This window comes from Brevundimonas sp., assembly GCF_046295595.1.
Lineage (GTDB): Bacteria > Pseudomonadota > Alphaproteobacteria > Caulobacterales > Caulobacteraceae > Brevundimonas.
In genome coordinates this window covers 1-16,825 of sequence record NZ_JBKBMX010000004.1, presented here as the reverse complement: position 1 = coordinate 16,825, position 16,825 = coordinate 1, and the positions used below count along the sequence as shown (strand labels likewise).

Genomic DNA, 16,825 nt, shown 5'->3' with positions numbered 1-16,825 from the left:
GCTTACATGAACCGCATGGGGCGGTCGTTGTAGGGCGAGCCCTTCTTGACCGGCTCGACGTCGCCCATGGCGGACGCGCCGACCGCCATCGCGAGGCTGACCAGCGGGTCGATCCGCTGGGTCGCCTTGTTCTTGTGGAAGTATTCGTTGCCCATGGGGTCGATGCCTACGGCGGCCGACATACAGGCGGAGATCAGGACTGGATTAGCCAGGAGCCGGATGCGCTGGTCGAGGATCAGTTCCTCAAGGCGCAACTTCGACTTCGGCATCCAGAGCCCTTGCGGGGGCTCGCGCCCTGACGACTTCGCTTGGTCGATCAGTTCTTGGGGTGGCTTGGAGGGGCGCTGCGCAGCTTGCGGGTGCGAGGCCTGGGTGATGTTGAGGCCCAGCGCGTCGATCTCGTCGGACAGCTTGTCCCAGACGTATCGGTCGAACGCCAAAAGGCTGATCTTGTAGGTCTGGTCGACCTCGGCCAGATAGGCGGCGACGAAGTCCATGCGGATGCGCTCACCGGGGGGTGCGCGCAGCCAGACCTTGCGGCCCTCGGCTTCGGCGATGCTTTCGTCGGCCCAGTCGGCGTAGGGCGCCTGGTCCTTCTCCGAGCGGTCGCGGATGTTGTCGCCCGGCGTCCAGGCTTCGATCCACGCGTCGTAGGTGGGCATCGCGATCTCACCGACGCCATCAGGCGCAGGCCGCATCACGGTGCCCGTCTCGACGACGTGCGCGATCGCGGTCAGGTCGCGGTGACCCGAGAGGTCGATGCCCAGGGCGACGGACTTGCCGGCGTGCTCGGCCGGGTCGAACGTGGCGAGCACCTTGTTCAGGGTCTCGCGGCCGATCCAGGCGGTGTCGGAGTCAGTCCAGACGCAGAAGTGAAGGCGCAGGATGCCGTTGCGCTTGCCCGGCATGTTCTTGGCCTGGTTCACCGCCTTCTGGATGTCCTCGGGTTGGAGGATGGTGCCCAGGAGAGGGTTCGCCTTGACCCAGCAGGTAGGGTCGTTGAGCGCGTCGTCGTCGTTGTCGAGGGCGCAGACGTAGGAGAAGGTCGAGTCGTCGACGATGGTCTCGCCGACGTATTCGTGGTCGGGGCCGGGGGTCATGGTGCCGGCGGCGACGCGGATGGCGTGCTGGTGTTCGTCCCAGCAGATCGACTTCCGATCGGAGCCCGAGTTGGTCGCCATGACCAGCAGCGGCTGGGTGCGGGACTTGAAGCCGCGCTCCAGGGTCTCGATGGTGCCGCCGTCGGGGTGTTCGTGAACCTCGTCGATCAGCGCGAAGTGGGGGCGAGGACCGGAGCCGCTGCGCTTGGTCTCGCGCGACACGGGGCGGAAGAACGACGCCGACTCCAGGTGAGCGATGTTGTTCTCGCGACCAGCGCCGCCGCTGAACTCCAGCCGTGCGGCCAGAGCGGGCGATTGGCGGACCATCTTCACCGCGTCGGCAAAGAGGACCTTGGCTTGGTCGCGGGTGGCGCCGGCGGCGTAGACCTGGGCGCTGTTCTCGCCGTCGGCGTGTAGGCCGTAGAGCCCGATGCCGCCCAGCAACGGCGACTTACCGTTGCCCTTGCCTTGCTCCAGGTAGGCCCGGCGGAAGCGTCGGACGATGCCGTGGTGGCGGTGGTGAGTCTTCCAGCCGAAGAGCGAGCCCAGGATGAAAGCCTGGGACGGGTCCAGCAGGAACGGGATGCCGTCGAACTGCCCCTCGGACAGCTTCAGCACCGTCTCGAAGTAGGTGAAGACGCGCTGGGCGGCCTCGGTGTCGAAGAACAGGCCGCGCTCGGCGCCGTGCTCCAGGTCGTCGAGGTGGCGCCGGCAGGAGTTCCGAACGTGAGGTCCGGCGATGATGTCGCCCGCCAGGACGGCCTTGGCGTAGGCGGTCGTGCGGTCGTTAGAAGAAGGCGTCGGCGGGGTCGGAGTGCGGGCGCGCCGACGCTTGGACGCGGGATCGGGCAGAGGGGGTCATTCCCAGTTCGGCGGCGGCCTTCATCAGGTCGGCGGCGGCCTTGTTTCGGATGCCCAGCAGAGGGTTCTGGATCACGGCGCCGTTGGGCGTTTCGACCGTGAGGCCTTCGGTCAGGGGGTTGGCCTTGGCGAGCACGGCGAGCAGGCGTTCGGCCTGGACCCACCGGCCGTAGGCCGTGCAATAGATGGCGAGGGAGGCGAGGTCGGCGACGGTGACCAGGCCAGACGCGACGAGGTCGTCGGCGACGCGGTCCCACTCTTCGCGGGCCTCGGGCAGAAGCCCGGCAGGGGGCTGGAGCGTGCGACTGGCGGGCACCGGCTCCGCCGCATTCAGCGGGCGCTTGCCGGCGTTGTTGGTCACCAGCTTCAGCACGGTGGGCTTAGGCTTACGGCCTCGGGTCATGAGCGCCGCCTATGGTTGAAGTGGGGGCCGGTGTTAATTTCGCGTCTGTGCGCTTTGTGGAAACCCGCCGGTTACCTTGAAAAGGATTTTTCAAAGTTTTGATACCCCCGTCTATTCAATGACTTAGGGATCAGGCTTGGTTGGCGGGATGACGTGGGTCGATCGGGAAACCGTCGGCTCCGACGGCAGGATTGAAGCCCAGCACCTCTTCACGTTGCTTCACCCTGGAGTGACAGCGGAAGGGGTCTTCATCGCAGAGGGATTGGAGGGCGCCTTCGAAGAAGAGCGTCACGTCACCTCGGTGCGGGATGATGTGGTCGGCGACGGTGGCGGCGGTGGTGCGGCCGAGGCGCTGACAGGTCTGACACAGTGGCTCGGCTTGAAGCTGCCGGGCACGGCGGGTCCGCCATCGGGCGGTGTGATAGAGCCGGCGATACTCGGTCGCCTCTGCGCTGCGCTTGTCGCGGCGCGGGTTAGGCGGTCGGGTCGCCACGGTCGGCGAGTGGGGGGCGGATCGTGGCGAAGTTGGTGCCGGTCGACGGTGATGCTTGGCGCCGCACCTGTGTCATGAGGTCGGGAGTCAGCACCTCACCGCGCAGATCGAAGGTCATCTCATTCCGGCGGCGCTGTGCGTTCGCGCTTTCGATCTCTTCCCTTTGCTTCACGACCAAGGCCATCAGTTCCGCGTGCTGCGCCCGACGTTGCTTCGTAAGTAGCCGGTGAGCAATCCAGGACGCGCCTAGATGTCCCATGATCAGGCCGACCAGGACGGGGATGATGTTGATGTCGGGCAGCGTGCGGTCCTTGAATGGGATGCGGTGGCGCGGGGACCCAGGGATATTCTCGACCTGGTGTGCGGCACCGCTTGTGGTTGTTAGGGGCGGATCGCGTGCTGGAGGGTCGCCACCGAGGCCGCACTGGCCTTGCCGTTGATGTCCGTCTGGACCGTGTTCAGCCGCGCGTTCAGCGAAGGGGCACCGCCGCGCGCCGCGTTGACCTCGGCATGGACGCATTGGAGGCTGGAGGCATAGGCGAACGTGCCGTTGGAGATGGCGGTCTCGATCGCGTCGAGGCGCGAGGACAGGGCGGCGAACTGTTCGACGGAGAAGACGACGTTACCGTCGTGGTCGCAGATGGTCATTGGGGGTGGCCTTGCATGGAATGGGATGCGGCGGCGCGTGGACCCAGGGATATTCTCGACCTGGTGTGCGGCACCGCCGCGACGTGTCCTCGCCCACCGCCGTCTCGCCGTAAACGGTCGGAGGCGAAAGGGGTGTGGACGAGAACACCGGGCCATCCCGGCTGCCTGGCGGGGCAGTTCTCGTCCGCGATCCGCCCGTGAAGGCAGAAGCGATTAGGTGTGCGACGGAGCGGCTAACCGCAAATACGCGCGGCGCACCACAAGAGCCCGAACAACCGTGGTGTCTGTCCTGCCCCGTCGCAGTTCCGTCCCGGCAAGAAAGCGACAGGACGAAGGGGGGAAATGTTGGTGGGCGGTGGTTGGACACCGCTTCGCACTTGGCCTCACGCGGGTGGTGGGGCCGGCTGGTCCGCTATCACTATTGACGGCTGGAACGGCCGCTGCATTCGGATGCGCGGCAAGGTCAGACTTCTACTGGAAAACGCCCCGCGTGTCAAGGATTCATGAGTCTTGTCAACGATCTCGCGCCAGCTTCTGATGTTGTCTGTCAACGATCTCACGCCAAGATATTGTTAGGGCGGCGCGTCCCACCAGATGATCTCGAACCAGGCGTCGGGGTCTCGCCCGTAGCCGACCTCGGCCAGGAGCCAGAGCCATTCGTCCTTCAGCGGCATGAACGGCGTGCCTGATCCGCTCGATCCATAGAGCGTTCTAGGCGCGCCGCAGGGGCACACACTGATCTCGTTCCAGAGGGAGTAGTTGGGGCCGGCGGTGCGGTGGTAGTCGGCCAGGTCCAGAGGCTCGGCGCGGGCGCAGCCCTGACACATCCACTTGAACGTGGCGCCGCGCTGCTGGGCAACCACCATCCCGCCAATGGTGGCATACCAGTCCAGCTTCATCCGGTTTCGGAGTCCTCCGCCCATGGCGAAGGTAAAGAACGAAAGCGGAACGCGTTGTAATGGTGAGGCCGGCCGGCCTCGGGGATAACTAGGCCGCCAGGCGCTGGGCGACGTCGGGGTAGAAGGCCTTCATGACCTCGGTCAGTTGATCCTTGAAGGCACCCTTCAGCGTCTTCACCTGGGGGGCCTCGGTCTTCTCACGCGGGCGGAAGTCGAAGGCGCCGGCGGCCTCGCGCTTCTTCAGGTGATCCACGAAGTCGACGCGCCAGCCGTCGACGATCTGGGGGCGGATCGGGTGGACGCCGCCGCCGGGCGAGCGGGGCAGGGCGCGCACCGCCGGCAGGTTCAGCAGCTTGAAGATCGGGTGGGGGTGGTCGGGCGAGTTGATGTCGGCGATCGGCGGGACCTTGGAGCCGACGAACACGATGGATGCCATCAACGGGTGCTGGACGACAAAGCGGCCCTTGCGGGTCCGGCGCAGGCGGGTCTCTTGCGGGCAGTAGGTCTCGAACTCGCCCAGCGCGTCGATCTCGGCGAGGGCGGCGTATTCACGGTTCGGGCGCGTCTCAACGGCGAACCAATAGGTGGTGCTCAAGTGGAGTGATCTCGATTGCGCACGACGGCGGATCGACCCTGTTCAGGCGGGGCGATCGCGGCGCGGATTCAATGGTTGCGGGGATGATCAGACCTACCCGAAATTCATCGAATTGTCAAGGATTCCCGGCCGTCTAGTCCTTGGGTCGGCTTCCCATCACGCCGTGGTTTGCGGTGATTTCGACGACCGATCGAACGTTCTTCAGGCGATCCTCGACACCGACACCGTCAGGGTCGCCCAGAGACAATGGCGATATGAACAGACGGCGTCGTTCCGCAGGTTTGAGGCGTCGAGCCTGGGTCAGAAGTCGATCGCTCAAGTGGACCTTGGGGATCGGGTTCTTGAAGATCGCAATCGCTTCGGTCTGGTTGTCGAGCCGGACGACGAAGTAGCCTAGTCGGCGCTCGCCGTTGAAGTAGACGTCGACGGGCTTCTGCGCACGCAGGAACAACTCCAGTCGCTCGGGCGGCGCTTCCTTGATCTCGCGCTTGATGCTGATCGGGTCCATCGGCCCCGCCAGTTCGAGGGGCGGGAACGACTGGTATTGCATCCGCACGGATCGGCACTGCGTTTGCTCCGCCACCGCCTTCATCTCGTCCAGGGGCGCTCGCTGCCCCTGCGCCATTTGGGCGGCGCAGAACTCGGCCAGCCTCGCCTCGGGTCCGTAGGTCGGCTCTTCCGACGCGCCGCTGAAGGCCAGCATGATGGATGCCGCGACCACGCCGCCGATGGCGTTGACGCCGACGTCCTGGGCAAGCCGCTTCAGGTCTCGGGCGCCCTCGGTCGGCGGGCGTTTCGATTTGGGGTTAGCCCGCTTGAACTCCGCTTTCACGTCCAGCTTGAACTGGAAGCGAAGGCTACCGACTACGGGCGATCCGACCAGGATCAGAGAGACGTCGCCGAACTCCAGGTCCATGATGTCGATGCTCTTCACCAGTCCCGTGACGGTCTGCTGGAAGGTGTCGATCAGCGGCCGAAGCCTACTCCAGGGGAGTTCGTGGCCGTCTTCAGCGGGTTCGAGCGTCAGGTAGATGGGGTCGTTCATGGGCGGGATGATCCAAGGCAGAGAACAACGCTACCCCGCCGGTTGTGCGTGCGTCCATGATTCGCCTCGACGTCCGTCCATGCACAGAAGCCGCGACCTCGAAGTGAGGGTCGCGGGCACGCGCTAGGCGTTTGTGGGGTTGAAAGTGGGGGAAGTTGTGGATCGTTCCAAAAAACTGAACGAAATCAAAGGTGAATGGCTCCGCGGGTAGGATTCGAACCTACGACCAGCCGATTAACAGTCGGCTGCTCTACCACTGAGCTACCGCGGAACACTTCCTCTCGGGAAGGCGGGCGCTATAGCAGCGGGACTCAGGCTCACGCAACGGGAAATATCCGATTGGCCCTAATCCACATCGACGATCCGCTCGACACGCGCGTCACCGCCTTCCGCGATATCCGTGAGCGCGACCTGACCGGGCGTCAGGGCCTGTTCGTGGCCGAGGGCGAGGTGGTGCTGCGGGTGCTGGCCTCGCCGACCTCCCTGTGCCGTCCGGTCGCCGCCCTGATCGCGGAGAAACGCATCGCCGCGCTCGCTGATATCCTCGCCGCCCTGCCGCCGGAGGTCCCGGTCTATTCGGCGACCCAGCCTGTTCTCGACGGCGTGGCCGGCTTCCATCTGCACCGCGGCATTCTCGCCCTCGGCCACAAGCCGGCGCCGCGCCCACTGGAGGAAATGCTCGCCGACATCGGCGGGGAGGCGGTCGTGGTGGTCGGCTGCGGCATTGGCAATCACGACAACATGGGCGGAATCTTCCGCGCCGCCGCCGCCTTCGGGGCCGCCGCCGTGCTGCTGGACGAGCAGTGCTGCGATCCCTTCTACCGCAAGGCCATCCGTGTCTCCGTCGGCGCGGTGCTGCGCACGGCAATGTCCACCGGTCTGGCCGCCGGCGATCTGGTCGACGGTCTGAAGGCGGCGGGCTTCCGCGTCCTGGCCATGACCCCGGCGTCGACCTCACCTCTGCATCTCGCGCCCCGGGGCGGGCGGCTGGCCATCGCGCTCGGCGCCGAGGGGCCGGGCCTGCCGCAAGACGTGCTGGCTCGGTGCGAGCCGGTCGGAATCCCGATGTCCGGCGGCTTCGACTCGCTCAATGTGGCCACGGCGGGGGCCATCGCCCTGCATCATTTCACCCGATAGGCGAACAACGGTCACCAATCCGCGATTAACCCTTCGTACACCTTGATGAACGGTGTGATCTGTGGCGCTGTGCCGGGGTCCGGGGGAGTTGGGTTATGTTCGACAGCATTCTGTTCTTCGTCAGCCGCAATGCGCGGGTCGCCGTAACGGCCGCCATCGTCGCCGCGACGGTCAGCGCCGCCACGGTCATCGGCTGGATCACCGCGCCGGTCTGATCTGTCGTAAGGGTCGCGATGGAGGCCTGACCGAGAATCGAACTCGGGTGCGCGGATTTGCAGTCCGCTGCGTAACCACTCCGCCATCAGGCCGTAGCCCCTGTCTACAGAAGGGCCGCGTCGTCGCGAGGCGCGTTCGCTATCAGATCGGATTGTCGCCCGCAACGCACAGACCTATAAGCGCTGCAGATTTCCGGCGCGTTACCGCGCCTGCCCCTATTCAGGACAGCGACAGATGGATTTCGCCGCCGCGCGCAAGGTCATGGTGGACAGTCAGGTCCGCGTGAACGATGTTACCGACCGTGATCTGCAGGCGGCCCTGCTAGCCGTGCCGCGCGAGCGCTTTCTGCCCGCCGACCGCGCCTTCGCCGCCTATGCCGAGATCGAGCCGGAGATCGCCGGCGGCCGACGTCTGATGCTGCCGCGCGACCTGTCCAAACTGCTGATGGCGCTGCAACCGCGCACCGGCGAGACGGCCTTGGCCATCGCCGCGCCCTACGCCGCCGCCGTCCTCGAGCAGATGGGCCTGACCGTCACCGCCCAGGAGGCCGACCCCGCCGTGCTCGAGGTCGTGGCCCCGGCCCTGGCCGAGGCGGGCGTCGAGGGCGTGGCCGCGCCCTTCGCCGCGCCGGTCGGCGAGGGCTATGACCTGATCGTCTCGGAAGCCGCGACCCCGGTCCGGCCGGACGCCTGGCTCACCGCGCTCAAGGTCGGCGGACGCCTCGCCGTGGTCGAGCGCGCCGGCCCTGCCGGCAAGGCTGTGCTCTACGTCAAAGGCGCCTCCGGCCTGTCCCGGCGCGAACTGTTCGACGCGGCCCCGCCGGTGCTCGCGGAACTCGCGGCCGAGCCGGCCTTCGCGCTCTAGAGCCTCCGACGGACTTGCGGCCGCCTGCGTGAAAAAAACTTAACTGGTGCGGGAGGAAACCGTCCCGCATCAGGCCTATGGGATACACAGGGCGCGAGTCTTCCGCGCCAGGCAGGAACCATCATGCTGAAACGTTCGCGCGCGCTCGCCTCGGTCGCCATCATCGCCGTCGTAACCGGCCTGGCTGCGCCGGTGTGGGCCGACACGCTGCAGGAAGCGATCGCCCTGGCCTACCGGACCAACCCATCCCTGCTGGCGCAGCGCGCCAGCCAGCGGTCGCTCGACGAATCGATCGTTCAGGCCCGCGCCGGCCTGCGGCCCCAGCTCGATGTCACCGCCACCAGCGGGTATTCCTGGAGCGAGAGCGCGGGCGGCCCGCGCGAGGTCGACACAGATGGCGACGGCGTTCCCGACACCACCATCAATGTGCCAGCCTCGAACAGCGACAGCACCTCCGGCGGCCTCTCGATCGGCCTGTCGCAAACCATCTGGTCCGGCGGCCGCATCGGCCACGGCATCACCGCGGCCGAGGCCAATATCCTGGCCGGGCGCGAGAACCTGCGCGATATCGAGCAGACCGTCCTCGCCTCGGTCATCCAGGCCTATGCCGATGTTATTCGCGACACCGAGATCCTGGACATCCGCCAGTCCAATCTCGGCGTGCTGCAACGCCAGCTGGACGAATCCTCGGCCCGGTTCGAGGTCGGCGAAATCACCCGCACGGACGTGGCCCAGTCCGAAGCCCGGCTGGCCCAGTCCGAGGCGGATCTGGCCAACGCCCAGGCCCAGCTGTCTGTGTCGCGCGCCGTCTATGCGGCCGTCGTCGGCCAGGCCCCCGGCGATCTCGCCCCCATGCCGGCGCTGCCGAACCTGCCCGGCGATTTCGACAGCGCCCTCGACGTCGCCCTCCTCGACAATCCGGGCATCCGCGCCGCTGGCTACAACCTGCGCGCGGCCGAGGCCAATGTCGCGGCGGCCAAGGCCGAGTACATGCCCTCGGCCCGGCTGACGGCGTCGTACGGCGGCTCCACCAATGACCTCGGCAGCCCGGGCGACATCGCTGACAACACCAGCTTCACGGCGGGGGCCTCGATCTCCGTGCCCCTGTTTACCGGCGGGCTGAACGGCTCGCGTGTCGCCCAGGTGCGCGAACAGGCCAACATCGCCCAGATCAATCTTGAGGGCGAGCGCCGCTCCACCCTGCAGTCGGTCAGCTCGGCCTATGCCCAGTCCCTGTCGGCCCGCTCGACCCTGACGGCCGGGCAGGAAGCCGTCCGCGCCGCCACCGTGGCGGCCGAGGGCGTCCGCCAAGAAGCCCAGGTCGGCCTGCGCACGACCCTGGATGTTCTCAACCAGGAGCTGGAGCTGCGCAGCGCCGAGGTCACCCTGGCCAGCGCCCGGCGCGACGAATACGTCGCCCAGGCCAATCTGCTGGCGGCCATGGGCCGGCTGGAAGGCGCCGATCTGGATCCGACCCTGACCCTCTACGACCCGGTCGACAACTATGAGCGGGTGCGCAATCGCGGCGCCCTGCCGTGGGACGGTCTGATCGAAGCCATCGACCGCATCGCCGCGCCGCCGGTTGTGCCGGCCAACGACTCGGTCGACGCGCCGATTGACGCGCAACTGAAGTCCGAGATCATCCAGACCGCCCCCCGGGACTAGGGGCCACGGAGCGTTAATCCGGCGCAAAAAAACGCCCGTTGATTCCAGCGGGCTGAGATGCGACGACAGCCAGGGTGGGGCAGGGGCCTGGTTCCACGCCGCCATCCGTTTTGATTTGCGTTCGCCGCGCCTCGGGGTTTCGACATGACCGACCAGTCCGCCCAGGAACCGACGATGGAGGAAATCCTGGCGTCGATCCGCCGGATCATCTCCGAGGACGACGCACCGGCCGAGACGGCGCCGGCCGCGGCCGCGGAAGCGCCCGCCGACGCCGAGCCCCAACCCGAGCCCGAGCCGGCCGCCCCGGTCGAGGCGTCGCCCGTCATGGCCGACGAACCACCCGCGACGGCTGAGCCCGCCGCGGACGAGGACGTGCTGGAGCTGACCGACACCTATGAGGCGCCGGTCGCCGAGAGCATCGGTGATCTCGACGTCTCGCCGGCCCAGCCCGAGGTCGATCCTTTCCCCGTCGAGGCCGTCAGCGAATCGGCCTTCGCGCCCGAGCCAGAACCCGAGCCTCGGCCCGAGCCGGTTCACGCTGCCGATACCTTCCCCGCCGCCTCCACCGGCTACGACACCCTCGTCGGCGACAGCGCCGCGGCCAGCGCCGCCTCGGCCTTCGCCGGACTGGCCTCATCCCTCAAGAAGCCCGAGCCCATGGAAACCTCGATCCCTACCGGCCCGACCCTCGACGAACTGGCCCGCTCGCTGCTGCGGCCGATGCTGAAGGAATGGCTCGACGCCAATCTGCCGGGCATCGTCGAGGCCGAGGTGCGCAAGGAAGTCGAACGCATCGCCCGCACCGCCGGCTAGCTTCACCTGCGACCTGATCAAGGCTAGATCATTCCGGGGCGGCTCCAGTCGGAGCCGCCCTTCTTCTTTGCAGTAAGACCGACCTCATGCTCGACAAGACCTTCGATCCGAAAGCCGCCGAACCCCGCCTGTACGCCGCTTGGGAACACAGCGGCGTGTTCGCGCCCAAGGCCGATGGCGCCGCCGAGGCGTATTCGATCGTCATTCCGCCGCCGAACGTGACCGGCTCGCTGCACATCGGCCACGCGCTGAACAACACCCTGCAGGACATCCTCGCCCGCTACCACCGGATGAAGGGCAAGGCCGTCCTGTGGCTGCCCGGCACCGACCACGCCGGCATCGCCACCCAGATGGTGGTCGAGCGCCAGCTGGCCGCCGCGGGCAATGTCGGCCGGCGCGAGATGGGTCGCGAGGCCTTTGTCGACAAGGTCTGGGAATGGAAGGCCGAGAGCGGCGGAACCATCGTCCAGCAACTGCGCCGCCTCGGCGCGTCCTGCGACTGGAGCCGCGAGCGCTTCACCCTCGACGAGGGGCTCAACGCCGCCGTCCGCAAGGTCTTCGTCCAGCTGCACAGGGAAGGGCTGATCTATCGCGACAAGCGGCTGGTCAACTGGGACCCGCATTTCCAGACCGCCATCTCCGACCTCGAGGTCGAGCAGCGCGAGATGGACGGGTCCTACTGGCATTTCGCCTATCCGCTGGCCGACGGCGTCACCTACGAGCACCCGGTCGCCTGGGACGGCGACGGCCAGCCGACCGAACACGAGACCCGCGACTACATCGTGGTCGCCACGACCCGGCCGGAGACCATGCTCGGCGACACCGGCGTGGCAGTCCATCCCAACGACCCCCGCTACGCCTCGCTGGTCGGCCAGTCCGTGATCCTGCCCATCGTCGGCCGTCGCATCCCGATCGTCGCCGATGAATATGCCGATCCGACCAAGGGCTCGGGCGCGGTCAAGATCACCCCGGCGCACGACTTCAACGACTTCCAGGTCGGCAAGCGCGCCGGGCTGGCCGCCTTGAACGTGACGGACGCCTTCGGCCGCATCACCGCCGCCGACACCCCCGACGTGCCCGCCGCCTACGAAGGCATGGACCGTTTCGCCGCCCGCAAGGCCATCGTGGCCCGGGCGGAAGAAGAGGGCTGGCTCAAGGACATCGAAAAGACCCGCCACGTCATCCCGCACGGCGACCGCTCCGGCGTGGTCATCGAGCCGTGGCTGACGGACCAGTGGTACGTCGACGCCCACACCCTCGCCCAGCCGGCCCTCAAGGCGGTGGAGCAGGGCGACACGACCTTCGAGCCGAAGAGCTACGAGAAGATCTATTTCGAATGGCTGCGCAACATCGAGCCGTGGTGCATCAGCCGTCAGCTCTGGTGGGGCCACCGCATCCCGGCCTGGTACGACGAAGAGGGAAACATCTACGTCGCCGAGAACGAGGAGGCGGCGCAGGCCGCCGCCGGCGGCAAGACCCTGCGGCAGGACGAGGACGTCCTCGACACCTGGTTCTCCTCCGCCCTGTGGCCCTTCTCGACCATGGGCTGGCCGGACAAGACCGAAGACCTGAACCGCTTCTATCCGACCTCCGACCTCGTCACGGCCGCCGACATCATCTTCTTCTGGGTCGCCCGTATGATGATGATGGGTCTTCACTTCATGTATGAGGTTCCGTTCAAACGGGTCATCATCAATGGCCTGGTCCGCGACGAGAAGGGCCAGAAGATGAGCAAGTCGAAGGGTAACGTCATCGATCCCCTGACCATCATCGACGAGCTCGGGGCCGACCCGCTGCGTTTCACCATGGCTATCCTGTCGGGCACGCGCGACATCAAGCTGTCGCGCCAACGCATTGAAGGGTATCGCAACTTCGGCACCAAGCTGTGGAACGCCGCGCGCTTCTCGCAGATGAACGAGGCGCGCCGCGTCGAGGGCTTCGACCCGGCCGCCGTCGACCAGACCATCAACCGCTGGATCCGCGGCGAGCTGACCAGGGCCGAGCGCCAGGTGTCGGCCGCGATCGAGGCCGGCCGGTTCGACGACGCCGCCTCGGCCCTCTACCGCTTCGTCTGGAACGTCTTCTGCGACTGGTATCTGGAGCTGGCCAAGCCGGTCTTCACCGGCGCCGACGAGGCGGCCAAGGCCGAGACCCGCGCCATGACCGCCTGGACCCTCGACCAGACGCTGAAGCTGATGCACCCGGTAATGCCCTTCATCACCGAGGAGCTGTGGGCCCAGCTGGCCGCCGACGGCGCCCCGCGCGCCGAACCGACCCTGATCGGCGCCGCCTGGCCAGACCTGCCGCAGGCCTTCATCGACCCCCCGGCCGAGGCGGAGATCGGCTGGCTGGTCGATCTCGTCACCGAGATCCGGGCCCTGCGCGCCGAGATGAACCTGGCGCCCTCGGCCAAGCCGCCGCTGACCTTCGTCGCCCCCGACGACGCCACGGCCGACCGCATCGCCCGCCATCGCGATCTGATCCTGACCCTCGCCCGGGTGTCCGAAGTGGGGACCGCCGAGGCCGCGCCGGCCGGGGCGGTGACGATCGTCTCTGGCGGCGCGACCGCCGCCCTGTCGCTGGCCGGGATCATCGATCTCACCGCCGAGCGCGCGCGACTGGAGAAGGAGATCGCGGCCTTCGACAGCGACATCGGTCACGTCAACAAGAAGCTGGGCAATCCGAACTTCGTCGCCCGCGCCGCGCCCGAGGTGGTCGACGAACAGCGCGAGAAACTGGCCGAGGCCGAGGCCGGCAAGGCGCGCCTGCAGGCGGCCCTGACCCGTCTGGACGCGGTGGGGTGAGCCGGATCCGGCTCGACCAGCTGCTGGTCGCGCGCGGCCTGGCCGAGAGCCGGTCCAAGGCGAGGGCGGCGATCGACGCCGGCGGGGTCACGCTCGACGGCGCCCCGGCGACCTCCGCGTCCCGGATGGTCGACGCGGACGCGGTCGTCACCTATGCCGACGCCCACCGTTGGGTCGGGCGCGGGGCGCTGAAGCTGGATCACGCCCTGACGCTGTGGCCGGTCGAGGTCGAGGGCCGTACGGTGCTCGACATCGGCGCCTCGACCGGCGGGTTCACCGAAGTCTGCCTCGAACGCGGCGCGGCCCGAGTCTTCGCCGTCGACGTCGGCTCGGGACAGATGCACCCGCGCATCGCCGCCGATCCCCGGGTGATCGACCTCGAACAGACCGACGCCCGCCACCTGACGCCGGCGCTTATCCCCGAGCCGCCGGGCCTGATCGTCTGCGACGCCAGTTTCATCGGCCTCGCCAAGGTCCTCCCCGCCGCCCTCGCCCTGGCCGCGCCGGGGACCGATCTCGTGACGCTGGTGAAGCCGCAGTTCGAGGCGGGCCGCCCTGGCGGCGGCAACCGCCGCGGCGTGGTCAAGGATCCGGCCGCGCATCAGGCCGCGGTCGCCTCGGTCTCGACCTGGCTGGAAGGGCAGGGCTGGACGGTCCAGGCGACGACCGAAAGTCCGATCACCGGCGCGGATGGCAACATCGAATTCCTGCTTTGGGCCCGACTGGCTGGTTAGCGCCTGCTTCGCGCTCAAGCAGCGAGCCGCCGCGCGGCGAGCGATAGCGCAAAGTCCGCGCTCAAGCAGCGAGCGACCGCGTCGCGAGCGATAGCGCAAAGTCCGCGCTCAAGCAGCGAGCCGCCGCGCGGCAAGCGTTAGCGCCCCTCTTCCAAAATGGAAAAACCCCCGGTGGATTGCTCCACCGGGGGTCTCCGTCACATCGCCGATCGACAGGGGGGCTGAAAATAATCGGCGACGCGATTCGGTCAGTAGCGGTCCGGGCAGGACTGCTCGTAACGGGTAATGATCCGGCCGCTGCGGTCATAGCTGCGGGTCTCGATCGTGCGGCAGGCGTAGGAGTCGGGGCCATGGCCTGACTGATACCGGCTGCGGTCGTAGTCGTAGCCCGACCGCCCGGATTCGTACCGGTCGTAGCCATAGGCCTGGGACTCGTAGCCGTAGGTCTGCTGCTGACTGTAACCATAGCCGCCGCGGTCGTCGTAGCGGTTGTCGGCCGGATAGCCGTAGCTGTCGCCATACTGGCTGTGGCCATACTGGCTGCCGCCGTACTGGTCCGCGTAGCGGCTGTCGCTGTAGCGATAGTCCGAGCCGTAGCGGTCGCAATCGCGGGCCGAGCTGCCGCCGACGCCGGCGCCGACGACGGCTCCGAGCACGCCGCCCAGCACGCTCCCTTCGGTCCGGCGACCGCGCGCGCCCAGCTGGGATCCGACCACGGCCCCGAGGGTGGCGCCGACGACGGCGCCGCCGGCCTGGCGATTGTTGCGGCTGTCGCGGCATTCGTCCTGGCCGTAGCGGCCGTCGCGATAACGGTCGTCGTAGCCGTAGCGGTCGTCCTGACCGTAGCGGCTGTCGTAGCGATCCGCCTGGGGGTAGCGGTTGTCGTAGTCGTACGGCTGGCTGTAGGCGCCCGTGCCGTAGTTCTGCGGCCCCTGATAGGGATAGGACTGGGCCGAAGCCGAAGCCGGGGCCAGCAGCATGCCGGCGGCGGCAGCGGCGGCGGTTATGGCGGACAGGCGGGCGAACATCGTTTCGATCCTGGACTCGGTTGCAGAGATGAAGCCCGAACGAACGGCGCCCCGGTCTGTTGCAAACACTCTTAAGGTCGCGAAGCTGAACGGCCTTTGAGTGCGTCGTTCATCTTCGTTCAGGTTTCGTCCTTGGCCCGGACCCTCTAGAAGCGCGCGATGATGGAAACGCTGACCATCGCGCGCGTGGGCGGGCAGGGCGACGGGATCGCCGAGACGGCCGCCGGCCCGGTGTTCGCGCCCCTGACCCTGCCGGGCGAGACCGTGCGCGCCGAGGTCCGCGACGGCCGCGCCGAAGCGGTCGAGATCATCACCGCCAGCCCGGACCGGATCGCGCCCATCTCGCCGCAGTACGGCGATTGCGGCGGCTGCTCGTTGCAGCACTGGGCCAGCGGCCCCTATCTGGACTGGAAGCGCGAACAGGTCCGGCTCGCCCTCGCCCGGGAGGGGATCGAGACGGAGATCGAGCCAACCGTGGCCGTGCCGCCCGGCACGCGCCGCCGCCTCGCCCTGCATGCGCGCCGCGGCGAGGACAGCCGCGTCATCCTCGGCTTCAAGGCGCGCAAAAGCTGGCGGCTGGTCGAGGTCAACGCCTGCCCGGTGGCCGACCCCCGGCTGGTCGCGGCCTTTCCGGCCCTGGCCCGGGTCGCCGAGCCATTCCTCGAACACCCCAAATCCGCCCCGACCCTGCACGTGACCCTGACCCTGACCGGGTTGGACGTCGATGTCACCGGCGTCGAGCGGCGCAGCGGCGGCCTGTCCCGCGACGCCCAGATGCGGGCCATTCAGGCGGCCGGCGCGGCGGATCTGGCCCGGCTCAGCCTCGCCGGCGACACCCTGGTGATGTCGCGCCAGCCCCAGGTCGCCTTCGGGCCGGCCTCCGTGCCCCTGCCAGCCGGCGGCTTCCTTCAGGCCGTGCCCGAGGCCGAGGCGGCCATGGTCGCGCGCGCGATCGCGGCCGTGCGCGGGGCGAAGAAGATCGCCGACCTGTTCTGCGGCGCCGGGACCTTCACCTTCCCGCTGGCCACGGTCGCGCCGGTGCTGGCCGCCGACTCCGCCGCCGCCTCGATCGCCGCGCTGAAGGCCGGCGTCGGCACGGCCAAGGGCCTCAAGCCGATCACCGCCGAGGCGCGCGACCTGTTCCGCCGCCCGCTCGCGCCCTACGACCTGCGCGGTTGCGACGCCATCGTGCTGGACCCGCCGCGCGCCGGGGCGTTGGACCAGACCGCCCAGCTCGGGGCGACGAAGGCGCACACCGTCGTCTATGTCTCGTGCAACCCGGTCACCTTCGCCCGCGACGCCCGCGTGCTGATCGACGCCGGCTTCCGGCTGGAGCGGGTCACCCCGGTGGACCAGTTCCTCTGGTCCGCCCACGTCGAGCTGGTCGGGGTGTTCCGCCGCTAGGTTCTGAACCCATAAAGCTTGCGGTGACCCGGTCTCGCTGATTCAAGGATTCCGGAAGGAGCCTTGGCATGGCGCGATACGATCTGAGCGAGGTGGAGTGGCGGCTGATCGAGCCG

At 68.0% G+C, this 16,825-nt stretch carries 16 protein-coding genes and 2 tRNA genes; 7 read left to right on the top strand and 11 right to left on the bottom strand.

What is annotated here, in order from left to right; genetic code table 11:
* Nucleotides 1–2 precede the first annotated feature (2 nt).
* The 9 genes from ACK4JY_RS03695 to ACK4JY_RS03655 form a co-directional block, all read right to left on the bottom strand.
* Nucleotides 3–1,718, bottom strand: a complete 1,716-nt coding sequence (locus ACK4JY_RS03695) for a terminase large subunit (RefSeq protein ID WP_409602930.1) — start codon at nt 1,716–1,718, stop codon at nt 3–5.
* A gap of 169 nt (nt 1,719–1,887) precedes the next feature.
* Complete coding sequence (locus tag ACK4JY_RS03690) at nt 1,888–2,364, bottom strand: phage terminase small subunit P27 family (RefSeq protein ID WP_409602929.1); 477 nt, start codon at nt 2,362–2,364, stop codon at nt 1,888–1,890.
* A 130-nt stretch (nt 2,365–2,494) separates the two neighbouring features.
* Nucleotides 2,495–2,857, bottom strand: a complete 363-nt coding sequence (locus tag ACK4JY_RS03685) for a hypothetical protein (protein WP_409602927.1) — start codon at nt 2,855–2,857, stop codon at nt 2,495–2,497.
* Nucleotides 2,838–3,041 (bottom strand): hypothetical protein, encoded by a 204-nt coding sequence (locus tag ACK4JY_RS03680; RefSeq protein WP_409602925.1) that lies wholly within the window; start codon nt 3,039–3,041, stop codon nt 2,838–2,840. The genes ACK4JY_RS03685 and ACK4JY_RS03680 overlap by 20 nt, the downstream gene beginning before the upstream one ends.
* A gap of 197 nt (nt 3,042–3,238) precedes the next feature.
* Nucleotides 3,239–3,505 carry a hypothetical protein gene (locus tag ACK4JY_RS03675; RefSeq protein WP_409602923.1) on the bottom strand — a complete coding sequence of 89 codons (267 nt, stop codon included), beginning with the start codon at nt 3,503–3,505 and terminating at the stop codon, nt 3,239–3,241.
* Between the two features lie 572 nt (nt 3,506–4,077).
* The gene (locus ACK4JY_RS03670; RefSeq protein WP_409602922.1) at nt 4,078–4,404 is read right to left on the bottom strand and encodes a hypothetical protein; all 327 of its coding nucleotides are present in this window, start codon (nt 4,402–4,404) and stop codon (nt 4,078–4,080) included.
* A gap of 88 nt (nt 4,405–4,492) precedes the next feature.
* A complete protein-coding gene (locus tag ACK4JY_RS03665) occupies nt 4,493–4,999 on the bottom strand; it encodes a transcription termination/antitermination NusG family protein (protein ID WP_409602920.1) in 507 nt (168 codons plus the stop codon).
* 133 nt (nt 5,000–5,132) lie between these two features.
* Nucleotides 5,133–6,044 (bottom strand): hypothetical protein, encoded by a 912-nt coding sequence (locus tag ACK4JY_RS03660; protein WP_409602918.1) that lies wholly within the window; start codon nt 6,042–6,044, stop codon nt 5,133–5,135.
* A 196-nt stretch (nt 6,045–6,240) separates the two neighbouring features.
* Nucleotides 6,241–6,315 (bottom strand) — tRNA-Asn (locus ACK4JY_RS03655).
* 68 nt (nt 6,316–6,383) lie between these two features.
* Between ACK4JY_RS03655 and ACK4JY_RS03650 the strand changes: the two genes are divergently transcribed.
* Nucleotides 6,384–7,181, top strand: a complete 798-nt coding sequence (locus tag ACK4JY_RS03650) for a TrmH family RNA methyltransferase (RefSeq protein WP_409602916.1) — start codon at nt 6,384–6,386, stop codon at nt 7,179–7,181.
* Nucleotides 7,182–7,415: 234 nt separating this feature from the next.
* On the opposite strand, the gene ACK4JY_RS03645 is transcribed toward ACK4JY_RS03650, so the two are convergent.
* Nucleotides 7,416–7,489 (bottom strand) — tRNA-Cys (locus ACK4JY_RS03645).
* A gap of 142 nt (nt 7,490–7,631) precedes the next feature.
* Between ACK4JY_RS03645 and ACK4JY_RS03640 the strand changes: the two genes are divergently transcribed.
* The 5 genes from ACK4JY_RS03640 (at nt 7,632) to ACK4JY_RS03620 (ending at nt 14,277) form a co-directional block, all read left to right on the top strand.
* Nucleotides 7,632–8,261: a protein-L-isoaspartate O-methyltransferase family protein gene (locus ACK4JY_RS03640; RefSeq protein ID WP_409602914.1), complete on the top strand. Its 630-nt coding sequence runs from the start codon at nt 7,632–7,634 to the stop codon at nt 8,259–8,261.
* Between the two features lie 123 nt (nt 8,262–8,384).
* A complete protein-coding gene (locus ACK4JY_RS03635; protein ID WP_409602911.1) occupies nt 8,385–9,926 on the top strand; it encodes a TolC family outer membrane protein in 1,542 nt (513 codons plus the stop codon).
* A 144-nt stretch (nt 9,927–10,070) separates the two neighbouring features.
* Nucleotides 10,071–10,739, top strand: a complete 669-nt coding sequence (locus ACK4JY_RS03630; protein ID WP_409602909.1) for a DUF2497 domain-containing protein — start codon at nt 10,071–10,073, stop codon at nt 10,737–10,739.
* Between the two features lie 86 nt (nt 10,740–10,825).
* On the top strand, nt 10,826–13,543 hold the full coding sequence (locus ACK4JY_RS03625) for a valine--tRNA ligase (protein ID WP_409602907.1): 2,718 nt from the start codon (nt 10,826–10,828) through the stop codon (nt 13,541–13,543).
* Entirely contained in the window at nt 13,540–14,277 is a 738-nt protein-coding gene (locus tag ACK4JY_RS03620; protein ID WP_409602905.1) for a TlyA family RNA methyltransferase, read from the top strand. The genes ACK4JY_RS03625 and ACK4JY_RS03620 overlap by 4 nt, the downstream gene beginning before the upstream one ends.
* 248 nt (nt 14,278–14,525) lie before the next feature.
* On the opposite strand, the gene ACK4JY_RS03615 is transcribed toward ACK4JY_RS03620, so the two are convergent.
* Entirely contained in the window at nt 14,526–15,305 is a 780-nt protein-coding gene (locus tag ACK4JY_RS03615) for a glycine zipper 2TM domain-containing protein (protein ID WP_409602903.1), read from the bottom strand.
* A 162-nt stretch (nt 15,306–15,467) separates the two neighbouring features.
* Between ACK4JY_RS03615 and ACK4JY_RS03610 the strand changes: the two genes are divergently transcribed.
* Nucleotides 15,468–16,709, top strand: coding sequence for a class I SAM-dependent RNA methyltransferase (locus ACK4JY_RS03610; RefSeq protein ID WP_409603292.1), 1,242 nt, complete (start codon nt 15,468–15,470; stop codon nt 16,707–16,709).
* Nucleotides 16,710–16,825: the final 116 nt, after the last annotated feature.

What these genes read in the sequence shown, in the direction of transcription:
- ACK4JY_RS03640 (WP_409602914.1), top strand. Translation starts at nt 7,632, where the DNA reads ATGGATTTCGCCGCCGCGCGCAAGGTCATGGTGGACAGTCAGGTCCGC.
- ACK4JY_RS03680 (WP_409602925.1), bottom strand. Translation starts at nt 3,041, where the DNA reads ATGGCCTTGGTCGTGAAGCAAAGGGAAGAGATCGAAAGCGCGAACGCA.
- ACK4JY_RS03615 (WP_409602903.1), bottom strand. Translation starts at nt 15,305, where the DNA reads ATGTTCGCCCGCCTGTCCGCCATAACCGCCGCCGCTGCCGCCGCCGGC.
- ACK4JY_RS03660 (WP_409602918.1), bottom strand. Translation starts at nt 6,044, where the DNA reads ATGAACGACCCCATCTACCTGACGCTCGAACCCGCTGAAGACGGCCAC.
- ACK4JY_RS03635 (WP_409602911.1), top strand. Translation starts at nt 8,385, where the DNA reads ATGCTGAAACGTTCGCGCGCGCTCGCCTCGGTCGCCATCATCGCCGTC.
- ACK4JY_RS03690 (WP_409602929.1), bottom strand. Translation starts at nt 2,364, where the DNA reads ATGACCCGAGGCCGTAAGCCTAAGCCCACCGTGCTGAAGCTGGTGACC.
- ACK4JY_RS03670 (WP_409602922.1), bottom strand. Translation starts at nt 4,404, where the DNA reads ATGAAGCTGGACTGGTATGCCACCATTGGCGGGATGGTGGTTGCCCAG.
- ACK4JY_RS03675 (WP_409602923.1), bottom strand. Translation starts at nt 3,505, where the DNA reads ATGACCATCTGCGACCACGACGGTAACGTCGTCTTCTCCGTCGAACAG.
- ACK4JY_RS03630 (WP_409602909.1), top strand. Translation starts at nt 10,071, where the DNA reads ATGACCGACCAGTCCGCCCAGGAACCGACGATGGAGGAAATCCTGGCG.
- ACK4JY_RS03625 (WP_409602907.1), top strand. Translation starts at nt 10,826, where the DNA reads ATGCTCGACAAGACCTTCGATCCGAAAGCCGCCGAACCCCGCCTGTAC.
- ACK4JY_RS03610 (WP_409603292.1), top strand. Translation starts at nt 15,468, where the DNA reads ATGGAAACGCTGACCATCGCGCGCGTGGGCGGGCAGGGCGACGGGATC.